The following is a 10,544-nucleotide window of genomic DNA, read 5'->3' as shown; positions in this document are numbered from 1 at the left end:
AGAAAAAGAAAAGAAAAAGTGGGAGAAGAAACGGAAGAAAAATAAAGGGAAAAAACATGATTAGAAGAAACTTGGCATTTTTCGCCAAGTTTTTTTAAATTTTCCATGTTTTTTTATGAAAAAAATTTATAATAGATGTGAACGATTATTTATTATCAAGCGTCTAATTTATAATGCTTCTTAGAAAAATCATATGTTAAGAAGGCGGGACGATACGAAGGAGAGGAACATAGCCAGATGGAGGAGAAAGAGCTCATACATAGCGCGAAATCAGGCAATAAACGCGCTCTAGCCATGCTTTTTCAAAATAATTACCCCTTCTTAGTTAAGTATTTAATTAAAGTTACAATGAATCCAGATACAGCAGAAGAGCTTGCACAGGAGACAATGGCTAAATGTATTGAAAAAATTCATTTATATCAATTTAAATCAAAGTTTTCTTCCTGGCTTATTTCAATTGCTACGAATTTATATATTGATCAGCANNGAGAAAAAGCATACCAGATGGATGAAGAACAATACAGAAAGCTAAAATGGCATTTGGAAACGAGGAATGAAGAATGGAATGATGCCATGTCCGCCTTAGGAAAATTGGCGGATGATGTAAGGATTCCGATCATATTAAGACATTATTATGGCTATTCCTATGATGAGATTGGGGAGTGGATGAAGCTATCCCCAGGTACGATAAAGTCAAGAGTTCATAACGGAATTATGGCTGTCAGGAAGGAGCTGAGAATAAATGACGAGAGAGAGAGACATGAGAGAAAATCTACATCAAGATGAAGATTTATTATTCGTCATGAAAGAAATTGAGCACGGCCTAGAAAAAATTGATCAAGGTACACCTATTCATACGCCAAGTTTAGAGTGGTTTGAGAATTTGATTGTCGAAGAGAATAAAAATTTAAAAAAGAAGCTTATTTTTGATGCTTCACTTTTCGCAATCATTGCACTAATTATATTAAGCGGCATTTTATTTGCCCTGTACCGTATTCCAATTGTCTTTTTCACGATACAAGGTCTTACTATAATGTTTATTATTGGATTCGTGTCATTTCAGTACGTTAAACAGGTGAAGGAAACATGAATGAGGAAGTTTCTTTTCCGTTACTTATGGTTGTTGCCGTCATTTTGATCAGTCAAAGTACTTTTCTATTCATAAATGCAAGGAAACATGGACATAACTATTGGCTTTGGGGAATTATCGGCTTAATCCAGGCGCCGGTTCCCACATTAGTTTATTTACTGTTTGTAAGGAAGCTGTGGAAAAAGAAGAAAAAGTCTCATTTAAGGGAATGAAGATTTATGGGGAAACTAAAGCAGCTGTTTCTGCTGTTAACAGTCGTAAGCCAAATAATTGGATTGGTTATGCTGTTTATCAATATTAAAATAGCCATTTTGATTTATGTCATATACGCTGTTCTGTTTTTACTTATTTTTATCATATTAATCATGGAGAGACAGAAAGAAAAAGAGGAGGAAAAACGTAATGATTATCGTAACTATTGATTCTGTTCCGGGGAAGGAAATTAAAGATTTAAAAGGGTTTGTCAGAGGAGGCTGCATTCAATCTAAGCATATCGGCAAGGATATTATGGCTGGTTTACGGACTATTGTAGGCGGAGAAATAAGTGAATACACGGAGATGATGGAAGAAGCAAGACAGAAGGCCATTGGCAGAATGGTAGAAGATGCTAGGTCAAAGGGAGCGAATGCGATTATAGGCATGCGTCTGCAATCTTCAGCAGTTATGCAGAATGCATCAGAAATTATTGCTTATGGAACGGCTGTTTATGTTGAATAAGTTATGCAAAGAGATTGTAAACAGGTGAGCAAAGAGTTCATAAATATGTCACCTTCTTGTCACGAAATGTTCCTATCTATACATAAAATTCACCCTCTTTCTATGCTATTTTTAACGTATAAATAGAATCAGGGGGAATATAAAATGGAACAGCTTTCAATTACATTAGTTATTGCCAGTATTATGGTCCTTGGTTATTTTATCGGATATACAGTTGTGAAACACTAAAAACTGCTTGCTCATGCAAAGCAGTTTTTTTTATGTCTAGCCCTGACGTCTACCTTTTCTAAGTTACCGATAAAAGTCCAAAAATAGGGAATAGAATATAAGGGAAGGGAATTATATAAACATTACCAAGGAGTGGTTTCATGGAAAACTTTCGGATTGAAAGAGATACGCTTGGGGAAATAAAGGTACAAGCGGATAAATATTGGGGTGCACAAACCCAAAGAAGCCGGGAAAACTTTCGTATTGGCATTGAAAAAATGCCGATGGAGGTTATTTATGCCTTTGCCCAAATTAAAAATGCAGCTGCTATTGTAAACAATAGGCTAGGAAAATTATCGGAAGTAAAAAAGGAGGCCATTGTTCAGGCAACCGTGGAAATTCTTGAAGGGAAATTTGATGATCATTTTCCACTAGTAGTCTGGCAGACAGGAAGCGGTACCCAATCCAATATGAACGTAAACGAAGTCGTGGCAAGAAGAGCAAATGAGTTCCTGCAGGCAAAAGGAGCTTCAAATACGAAGGTGCATCCTAATGACGATGTTAATATGTCCCAGAGTTCGAACGATACGTTCCCAACAGCGATGCATGTAGCAGCATATATCGAAATAGCCGAAAAGCTGATTCCTTCACTTCAAGCATTGAAGAAAACCGTCCATCAAAAGGAAGAGGCTTTTCAAGCGATTGTGAAAATTGGAAGGACTCATTTACAGGATGCTACCCCATTGACATTAGGTCAGGAAATAAGCGGCTGGCGCGCTATGCTTGATAAAAGCGAGCGGATGATTTCGGAAGCAATGGATCATTTACTAGATCTTGCCATTGGGGGAACAGCAGTAGGTACAGGCATAAATGCAGATAAATCTTTTGGGGAAGAGGTTGCAAAAGAAATTTCGAAACGAACGGGGCATGCTTTCCAATCATCAGACAATAAGTTTCATGCCTTAACAAGCCATGATGAAATTGTTTATGTTCATGGGGCTTTAAAGGCTTTGGCTGCAGATCTCATGAAAATAGCCAATGATGTCAGATGGCTCGCTAGTGGACCTAGGAGCGGTATTGGGGAGCTTTCTATCCCCGCTAATGAACCGGGAAGCTCCATTATGCCAGGAAAGGTAAACCCGACACAAAGTGAAGCACTTACAATGATCGCATGTCAGGTTTTCGGCAATGATGCAACAATCGGTTTTGCCGCAAGCCAAGGGAATTTCGAATTAAATGTCTTTAAGCCAGTCATTATTTTCAACCTTATTCAAAGTGTTCGCCTTTTATCAGATGGAATGGATTCGTTTAATGAAAAATGCTTGCTAGGCCTAGAAGCTAATAAAGAGATTATTGCGGATCATGTAAATAGATCACTAATGCTTGTCACCGCTCTTAACCCTCATATTGGCTATGAAAAGGCAGCTGAGATTGCAAAGCTGGCATTTAAAGAAAATTATACTTTAAAAGAAGCGGCCCTGAAGACTGGGCATGTTACAAGTGAACAATTCGATTTGTGGGTAGATCCTTCAAAGATGGTATAGCTAAACCTATGGAAAAGCCCCCTTTTAGAAGGGGGCTAAAGCCATATCTTATTAAATTGTGTTTAACAAATTATTATTGTTGGTAACCGCCAAGTTGTTGCTCAGCCATTTGAACTAGGCGTTTTGTAATTTCTCCTCCAACAGATCCGTTGGCACGAGATGTAGTGTCAGCACCTAAGTTTACACCAAATTCGTTAGCAATCTCATACTTCATTTGGTCAAGTGCTTGTGCTACTCCTGGTACTAGTAATTGGTTTGAGGAATTGCTTCTTGTGTTGTTGTTCATAATGGGTTCATCTCCTCATTAAATTTTATTAGTATGGTTGGGTTAGCCGGAGTTGCACCGACACAAGATAAACTTGTTACCTCTAACTGGTTTAACCCATCGGTTAGTGGAAAGTTGTTTGTGTGTCTGTGTTTACTCTATATTATGGTGTTTTTCTGATCGCTTATTCTTTTTTTGTAGTGGGAATTGTTTCCTAATGGTTTTGTCATAACTATTAAAGTATTTACGAACGATAAGGTTATGGAAAATGAATGACATAATTAAGTATGGAGTGGGGGCATAGAAATGGCTATTTGTCCAATCTGTAATGGATTTGAGGAAATAAAGACAAAATGCTCATCTTGCGGTAATCGAGTTTACGATCAAGGAAGGGTTATGGATTATTACGATGATTATAGTGCATACATGCCTATTGATCTTATGAAATTGGAAAATGGCTATCCAACTGATTACTTAAACAAAGAATGCCCACATTTATTGAAATGTTTATCATGCGGAAATCAGGAGATCTCCTTGATCAAGGAATAATTTTTACTAAAAAATAGCACCCTCATTTTGAGAAAGTGCTATTTTTTGTCATGCTTAGTTATTCAGCTGTATATGGGGGATCTTCTTCGAAAAGATCTCTAGCTTCCTCAATATTAGTTGTTTCTTCCCTCATATGTACGGAGCCGCCCGACATTCCTTCATTGATCATTCGATCAATGTCTAAATATGCCTTGTCTCGTCCTTCATAATGAGAATCATCTTTTACACTTTTTTTATCAGGCATCGCTGTATGCCTCCTTTGGATTTGATATGGCTTATCATTCCAAAGAAGTTATGAAAACATACTAATCACTGATCATAAACATGAAAAAGCATTAATTCATGAATTTGTTCCATTAATATAATCTCATCTTCTCCATTTGGCGTGTTTGAGGTCCATTCGATTTTACCATTTTGATGATAAATCCCATTAAATTTCTGTTTGTTAAAGTAAAAGGAAAATTTCCATCCTGGCAATTGTTTATTTTCGTATAAAGGCTTGTATTGAAAATGCGTTAACATATCACGGCCTCCTTTGCTTTTATCGCAGATTAACGGGCAGTAAGCCCCTCACTTTAAAGGTACGAGTATGAACAATGAATTGTAAGTGGGGGACTAACTGCCCGTAAAAGCCCGATTATNNCAATCAGTGGGGGATGAAAAAAACCCCCACTGATTGAAGTTTCACCTTATCTTACACCTTTTTGTCAAACAACCCAATAATATAAATCACATGACATGAAAAACCAGTGTAATTCATTTAGTTGAAGGGAAGAAGAAGTATGTACACTTATTAAACGAAAAAGGAGTTGCTTAAATGAATAGAAATAAATGGGCTTTAACCACTTTAGCATTAGGAGCAGCGTACTTATTAAGGAATGATAAATCCCGCCAAAAATTAAAGAAACAGTTCCGCTCTTTTGCCGGACCAACTAAGAGAGCATAAATAAAAGCAGTCCACATAAGGCTGATTCCTTTTGTGGACTGCTGAATTAAAATCCTGCTAACTCAAGAAAAAGACAGGCCAAAGTTTGAAATCTTTTCCTTTCTATTTCCTGTTCATCAAAGCGCATTGGCTTGGAATTGATTTCGTATATCACATACTGGCCGTCTGCAGAGATTCCTGCATCTATTGAAAATTCGCCAAAAAAACCGATTTCCTTTGATAATAGCTTTCCTGCACGATCGGCTACTTCTACTATAAACTGATCATGCTCCTTCGATTGTAATTGTTTATAGGGCAGAATAATTCCGCCATTAGGAACATGAGTTGTTATATTTTGTTCCTTTGATTGCCGGATGCCTATGCCTGTTACGTTAAATTGATTATTTACATAATGGACAAGAATTCGAAAGTCAAACCGCTTTCCATTATATAACAATGGGTCGATCGCATTTTGGGCGATATACGATTTTTTTAAAAAAACCGAGTTCCACTTCATCCAAAAGGTATGAAAATCTTCATACAGATGTAATTCCTCATGCCCCTGCAATTTAATTGTGGAATCCTTATTTAAAGAAGCAAGGTAAATGCCCTTTCCTTTTGAACCTAATGATGGCTTTAAATATAATTGACGATGCATTTCAAAAAAATTCATTAGCGAAGGTTTTTCACAGATTTTTATAGTTTCTGGCATCAGCTTTTGGAAATAAGAATCCTTGGATAATACTTGATATAATTCATGTTTATCAAGGAAACACGTATTAAAAAAGGGAATGTTCTTGCTTTTGAAAAATTGATAAGCTTCATAAAATGAATCTGATTTTTCAATTCTGCGAAAAGGTACCCGATTATAGATAACATGTGGGATAGGGCATTGAACAGCGTACCATTTATCTTTAGTTGGATGATACATATATCCTTTTATTGAATGGTCGTTAATATTTTGGGGAGTAAAAACGATGGATATTCCGCCGTTTTTTATGATTTCTTTCTGAAGCTCTTTAAATAATCTGCCATTCCCAGTTACTTTATTATCCTTTTTTCTACCTGTTAAAATTCCAATTAAGGGAACTTCCTTCTGAGGTGAAATATGAAAGGAGAGGCTCCATGCGGGTGCGGAGCTAACCATTTGAACTGGGTGCTTATTGAAGCCTAATGTTTTCGATTGTTTATTAAGAGTAAACCAATTTTTAAGTTCAAGGTCATAAAAAATGCTCATCTAAAAACTTCCTCAGGACTCAAAATCGCCCTTTCAGCCAAAAATACAGCAAAGGATAAGGAAAGCTTTCTCGTTAGAAAATCAAATTCCTTCAACTCTGGATGTTTGAAAATGGATCTGCCCGGTTTAGAGTTAGCTTCGAATAGCCATACATTTCCTTGTCGATCGAGCCCGAGGTCAAATCCAATTTCACCAATTATACCTTCCATATTTTCTTCCAATGCTTTGCTTAATAACAGGGCAGCATTTGAAAGTTTTGTTTCTGCAAGCCTTTGTTCTTCTAAAGATGGAAAAACCTCGGCCATCGTTTGGATGACCCCACCGCTCTTAACATGAGTTGTCACACTTCCAGCCCCTGCTACTTTAGCTGCAATGGCCGTCACAACCCAATCTCCAAAATTATTTTTATTTGTGTGTATCCTAAAGTCAATTGGCCGTTGATCTTTTCGCAATAAATGAATTCCTTGCTGAACGAGCATTCGATTTAATTTTTTATCTGCAAAAACATGATTCATTAATCCTTCTAAGCTGTTATATTTCAGCAGCTTATTTTCTCCCTCATGGCTTCGGAATCTGCAAAAATAATAACCTTTTGCTTTATCATATAAGATTTGATGAATTCCTAAGCCGAGACTTCCGTTTATCGGCTTCACATACACATGCCCGTATTCGCTCAGCATTCTTTCAATTTCAGAAAATGAAACAAAGGGATGAGTTTCCGGTAAGAATTTTGCAATTGTGTCATCTTGAATTAGCCGGTCAAAAATATCTAATTTATTAAAAAAACCGGGATTATACCATGGGATTAAATATTCAGATTGCAGCCTTTCCTTTATATTTTTCTGCTCCGCTTTTCTTTCGCTTTTTCGGTTAGGCAGCCGATCATAAATAACGTTAGGAAAGGGAACCTCAAATGTCTTCCATCCATTATGGTGGTAAAATAATCCGTTTATTAATCCTTGCTCCCAATTAATATGCTTCTCCCCGAACACAAAGGGCATTGCGCCAACAGCCTTTTTTACCGAAAGCAGCTTGGCAAAGAATAGGCTCCGTTCGCCGATTGGCCGCATCGGAAAAGGGGTAAAGCCTGATGTGAAAATGCCAACGAGTGGTCCAATAAAAAGAGTTTCATCATCATTGAAAATATGAAGAGGAACCTTTAAATCCGGAAGCTTTAGTTGCTCGGCGATATCCTTGCTAAGGCTTATCATTTCCTTGCTATTTGGCTGAATGTCTATTCTCGTTTCAATGGACTTTGACCCAAAAGCAATTTTTGATAGGTTTGTTTTCGGAACGGCTTCATTTGGGATATAGACTTGATGGGAGATGTCATGAAGAATTTCTACCTGATATTGTTTTCTCATTAATTTGTCTCCTTTCAAAATCTAATCTTTTGCCGTAAAGAAGGGGGGAAGTATATAATGGATCTTCCAAAGATGGATTAATCGTTATAGCAACCTTGCGTCCTGGCTTGGAGTTGATATCCAGTATCCAGATGGCATGATCTTTACTTATCCCAATATCCACGCCTAATTCAAAAAGCGGAGGAAAATGCTGTTCTAATATTTGTGGCAGGGATCTCAAAACTTCATTTATTTCATTATTTAGGTAATCTCTTTCTGAAGGAGGATATGCTGCCAGCCAATCCTCATAAGCAGAAACCGTTCCTCCCGCACTAATATTCGAAACGATCCCCTTTTCTTTACCTGTTCTTATCCCTTTGGCAATTTCCTTCCATTCTCCATATTTATTTTTTTGGAGCAGTACTCTAATATCAAAGGGCTGATTTCTATTGTTTGTAAGCTCCTTGTATTCCTGGATCAGATATTCTCTTTCTTTAATGAGGTAATCGATCCATGAAATGGCCTTCTCTTCATAAGGGAATTGGCGTGTAATCGTTTTATCTTGTTTGTCTGTTTGTACAATGATTTCATTATTTTTCTTTTCTAAATAGTAAATTCCTCTACCTTGAGAGCCATTTACTGGTTTCATCATGACAGGCTTATTCGGAATAAGGCGCTGAATGACATGTTGACCTGAAGTTACTTGACTCGATTTCAACAAGTAAGGTGATAGTATTGAATTTTCAAGCGCATGATACAATTCCAATTTATTTGGCAGACCGTATCCTAAAAATAATACTTCCTTTTTCGTTTTTAGCCATTTTACAATTGCTTTGCATTGTTTGGAATGAGGATCCTCTTTGTAGAAACAACGGTCATAAAGTATTTTAGGAAGAGGAAATTCACAAGCCTCCCATTCATTAGTGTTGGGATTAAAATAGTCCCCGTTCACATTTTCTGAAATGGGATTAATATTAGAGGGTACAAATCGATAACAGATCATTTCTAGCTGGTGTGCTCTTTTTGCGATTTCATTGAAATAATGTTTTTCATTAGACGTTTGCAACGTCATTAACCCAATTGACAGCATTAGTAATACCTCCTTGAAGTAAGACATAGATGTTGAGTTTAATAATCTTGGGACTCATTGTTACATGGAATATGTTAATAAGGTGCAGTATTCTAGTAAAGCCTTTGTAGAGGGACGTATTTTATTTTCATTTTCTCCGAGGTTCTTGGAAGGCTTGGCATTTACCTCAATGATCCAAAGCTTTCCGCTTTCATCCACCCCGATATCTATCCCAAGCTCTCCCATCAAGCCATCGGAATGATGGCTTATAATAGACGAGGCTTCTACTGCAAGCTCCTTCATTAGTGCAAGCTGCTGGATGGCTGTCTTCCGATCCGATAATTTTGTTAAAACGTGAACAGGTTTCATGATTTCTCCGCCTCTTGCAATATTTGAAACAAACTGCTCCTCAGCTGATATTCTTGCTACTGCGGAGGTAGCCTTCCAGGAATTTTGTAAATTTCGATGACAAAGGATTCGAAAATCCAACTGGTTATTTTTGTATTTTATTAAAGGGATTCCTTGTTGCACAATATAGGTTCTCTTCTCAAGAAATGGCTGAATCCATTTGAAAAACTCGCTGTACGTATTAAACAAATACGTGTGGTCCCGCCCCTTGGCAGTAGATAATTCTGCTTGGAGCGAATTATTAATTTTTGAAAGCTTTATTATATTTCTGCCTTGGCTTCCATGGATAGGCTTTATAAAAATCGAATCGTATTTCATCTTTAATTCTTCCAAGGATTGCTCTGTTGCTAGTAATGTTTCCGGAAGAAAAGGATGCAAATACTCTTCGGAGATTAATAAATCATTGACCGTGTTTTTAGTGAGAAAATGATCATTAAATATAGGAATATTGTGTGAGAAAACAGCCTTCTTAAATTTTTGGAAAAATAAGCTTGCTTCAAGCCTACGTGAATGTATACGATTATAGATGACATTAGGGAGAGGGACAGGAGAATTATGCCAGCTTTCATCTAGTAGATAATAGCCGTTCATGATCCCATCCGAGTAATCGGTTAATGAAAAAACATAGAAAAAGCCGCCTATTTCCGATACTACATCGTGCATTTCCTTGCAAAAACTATGGATGGAGCGAAAATGAGGTTCCAACTCTTGCGAGAAGCTTATTTCAGTCAATAAGCCAATTACCGGACCAATAGTAAGGGTATTTTCCTTTTGGGAATAATGTGCAATAAATTGTGTTACTTGTATAGGCAGCATCAACTCTCGGAACAAATCTTCACTCATGATGATTTCATCCTTTGTAATAGGAGCACTCTCGATCATGACAGAAATGCGATTGTTTCCCACAGCAACATCAAATGTTTTAGCTTCATTTATTCTCCAATAATGAATGAGGGAATGGCTAATTTTTATTGAGTGGTCCATATATTGAAACGATTTGGCTGGAACAATCGTAATAGGTAATAATGATAAATTCATGATCATTCCTCATTTTTGAATTTTTTGCCGCAGATTAACGGGCTGTAAGACTCCCATTTGAAGGAGTTGCCGAAAAATAATATTCTATAATGGGAGATCAAACAGCCCGTAAAGGCCCGATAATAGGAACACTGACTAAGAACGCCACGTCC

15 protein-coding genes are annotated in these 10,544 nt (G+C 37.1%); 8 read left to right on the top strand and 7 right to left on the bottom strand.

The features are described 5' to 3' along the window. Positions 1-237 precede the first annotated feature (237 nt). The 6 genes from sigY (at position 238) to fumC (ending at position 3,558) form a co-directional block, all read left to right on the top strand. Complete coding sequence (gene sigY, locus V7149_RS09180; RefSeq protein WP_335345335.1) at positions 238-786, top strand: RNA polymerase sigma factor SigY; 549 nt, start codon at positions 238-240, stop codon at positions 784-786. Continuing rightward, complete coding sequence (locus V7149_RS09175; RefSeq protein WP_335345334.1) at positions 761-1,090, top strand: YxlC family protein; 330 nt, start codon at positions 761-763, stop codon at positions 1,088-1,090. The genes sigY and V7149_RS09175 overlap by 26 nt, the downstream gene beginning before the upstream one ends. Then, entirely contained in the window at positions 1,087-1,302 is a 216-nt protein-coding gene (locus V7149_RS09170; RefSeq protein ID WP_335345333.1) for a sigma-Y antisigma factor component, read from the top strand. Before V7149_RS09175 ends, V7149_RS09170 begins: the two co-directional genes overlap by 4 nt. Before the next feature lie 6 nt (positions 1,303-1,308). Continuing rightward, a complete protein-coding gene (locus V7149_RS09165; RefSeq protein WP_335345332.1) occupies positions 1,309-1,512 on the top strand; it encodes a hypothetical protein in 204 nt (67 codons plus the stop codon). Beyond that, a complete protein-coding gene (locus tag V7149_RS09160) occupies positions 1,493-1,807 on the top strand; it encodes a YbjQ family protein (protein ID WP_335345331.1) in 315 nt (104 codons plus the stop codon). The genes V7149_RS09165 and V7149_RS09160 overlap by 20 nt, the downstream gene beginning before the upstream one ends. Before the next feature lie 368 nt (positions 1,808-2,175). Beyond that, the gene (gene fumC, locus V7149_RS09155; protein WP_335345330.1) at positions 2,176-3,558 is read left to right on the top strand and encodes a class II fumarate hydratase; all 1,383 of its coding nucleotides are present in this window, start codon (positions 2,176-2,178) and stop codon (positions 3,556-3,558) included. A gap of 73 nt (positions 3,559-3,631) precedes the next feature. On the opposite strand, the gene V7149_RS09150 is transcribed toward fumC, so the two are convergent. Next, complete coding sequence (locus V7149_RS09150; RefSeq protein ID WP_335345329.1) at positions 3,632-3,844, bottom strand: alpha/beta-type small acid-soluble spore protein; 213 nt, start codon at positions 3,842-3,844, stop codon at positions 3,632-3,634. Between the two features lie 285 nt (positions 3,845-4,129). Between V7149_RS09150 and V7149_RS09145 the strand changes: the two genes are divergently transcribed. After that, the gene (locus V7149_RS09145) at positions 4,130-4,372 is read left to right on the top strand and encodes a hypothetical protein (protein WP_335345328.1); all 243 of its coding nucleotides are present in this window, start codon (positions 4,130-4,132) and stop codon (positions 4,370-4,372) included. A 58-nt stretch (positions 4,373-4,430) separates the two neighbouring features. Here the strand turns inward: V7149_RS09145 and V7149_RS09140 are convergent, their stop codons facing one another. Beyond that, the gene (locus V7149_RS09140) at positions 4,431-4,616 is read right to left on the bottom strand and encodes a hypothetical protein (RefSeq protein ID WP_335345327.1); all 186 of its coding nucleotides are present in this window, start codon (positions 4,614-4,616) and stop codon (positions 4,431-4,433) included. Positions 4,617-4,681: 65 nt separating this feature from the next. Beyond that, the gene (locus V7149_RS09135) at positions 4,682-4,894 is read right to left on the bottom strand and encodes a YheE family protein (protein WP_335345326.1); all 213 of its coding nucleotides are present in this window, start codon (positions 4,892-4,894) and stop codon (positions 4,682-4,684) included. Between the two features lie 295 nt (positions 4,895-5,189). Between V7149_RS09135 and V7149_RS09130 the strand changes: the two genes are divergently transcribed. Beyond that, positions 5,190-5,318 carry a hypothetical protein gene (locus V7149_RS09130; protein ID WP_335345325.1) on the top strand — a complete coding sequence of 43 codons (129 nt, stop codon included), beginning with the start codon at positions 5,190-5,192 and terminating at the stop codon, positions 5,316-5,318. Positions 5,319-5,364: 46 nt separating this feature from the next. On the opposite strand, the gene V7149_RS09125 is transcribed toward V7149_RS09130, so the two are convergent. From V7149_RS09125 to V7149_RS09110, 4 genes are read right to left on the bottom strand one after another with little or no spacing between them, the layout of a single operon-like run. Next, positions 5,365-6,534, bottom strand: a complete 1,170-nt coding sequence (locus tag V7149_RS09125) for a YheC/YheD family endospore coat-associated protein (RefSeq protein WP_335345324.1) — start codon at positions 6,532-6,534, stop codon at positions 5,365-5,367. Next, positions 6,531-7,898 carry a YheC/YheD family endospore coat-associated protein gene (locus V7149_RS09120; protein WP_335345323.1) on the bottom strand — a complete coding sequence of 456 codons (1,368 nt, stop codon included), beginning with the start codon at positions 7,896-7,898 and terminating at the stop codon, positions 6,531-6,533. Before V7149_RS09120 ends, V7149_RS09125 begins: the two co-directional genes overlap by 4 nt. Next, the gene (locus V7149_RS09115) at positions 7,864-8,967 is read right to left on the bottom strand and encodes a YheC/YheD family endospore coat-associated protein (RefSeq protein ID WP_335345322.1); all 1,104 of its coding nucleotides are present in this window, start codon (positions 8,965-8,967) and stop codon (positions 7,864-7,866) included. The genes V7149_RS09120 and V7149_RS09115 overlap by 35 nt, the downstream gene beginning before the upstream one ends. A gap of 60 nt (positions 8,968-9,027) precedes the next feature. Then, positions 9,028-10,392 carry a YheC/YheD family endospore coat-associated protein gene (locus tag V7149_RS09110; protein ID WP_335345321.1) on the bottom strand — a complete coding sequence of 455 codons (1,365 nt, stop codon included), beginning with the start codon at positions 10,390-10,392 and terminating at the stop codon, positions 9,028-9,030. Positions 10,393-10,544: the final 152 nt, after the last annotated feature.

It is taken from the genome of Bacillus sp. JJ1503 (assembly GCF_036965125.1).
Lineage (GTDB): Bacteria > Bacillota > Bacilli > Bacillales > Cytobacillaceae > Cytobacillus.
The sequence above is the reverse complement of the archived record's forward strand: the minus strand, read 5'-3'. Positions and strand labels throughout refer to the sequence as shown.

Coding starts and splice junctions, on each gene's coding strand:
- V7149_RS09120 (WP_335345323.1), bottom strand. CDS start 7,898: ATGAGAAAACAATATCAGGTAGAAATTCTTCATGACATCTCCCATCAA.
- V7149_RS09160 (WP_335345331.1), top strand. CDS start 1,493: ATGATTATCGTAACTATTGATTCTGTTCCGGGGAAGGAAATTAAAGAT.
- V7149_RS09115 (WP_335345322.1), bottom strand. CDS start 8,967: ATGCTGTCAATTGGGTTAATGACGTTGCAAACGTCTAATGAAAAACAT.
- V7149_RS09165 (WP_335345332.1), top strand. CDS start 1,309: ATGGGGAAACTAAAGCAGCTGTTTCTGCTGTTAACAGTCGTAAGCCAA.
- V7149_RS09135 (WP_335345326.1), bottom strand. CDS start 4,894: ATGTTAACGCATTTTCAATACAAGCCTTTATACGAAAATAAACAATTG.
- V7149_RS09175 (WP_335345334.1), top strand. CDS start 761: ATGAGAGAAAATCTACATCAAGATGAAGATTTATTATTCGTCATGAAA.
- V7149_RS09170 (WP_335345333.1), top strand. CDS start 1,087: ATGAATGAGGAAGTTTCTTTTCCGTTACTTATGGTTGTTGCCGTCATT.
- V7149_RS09125 (WP_335345324.1), bottom strand. CDS start 6,534: ATGAGCATTTTTTATGACCTTGAACTTAAAAATTGGTTTACTCTTAAT.
- V7149_RS09130 (WP_335345325.1), top strand. CDS start 5,190: ATGAATAGAAATAAATGGGCTTTAACCACTTTAGCATTAGGAGCAGCG.
- V7149_RS09110 (WP_335345321.1), bottom strand. CDS start 10,392: ATGAATTTATCATTATTACCTATTACGATTGTTCCAGCCAAATCGTTT.
- V7149_RS09150 (WP_335345329.1), bottom strand. CDS start 3,844: ATGAACAACAACACAAGAAGCAATTCCTCAAACCAATTACTAGTACCA.
- V7149_RS09140 (WP_335345327.1), bottom strand. CDS start 4,616: ATGCCTGATAAAAAAAGTGTAAAAGATGATTCTCATTATGAAGGACGA.
- V7149_RS09145 (WP_335345328.1), top strand. CDS start 4,130: ATGGCTATTTGTCCAATCTGTAATGGATTTGAGGAAATAAAGACAAAA.
- fumC (WP_335345330.1), top strand. CDS start 2,176: ATGGAAAACTTTCGGATTGAAAGAGATACGCTTGGGGAAATAAAGGTA.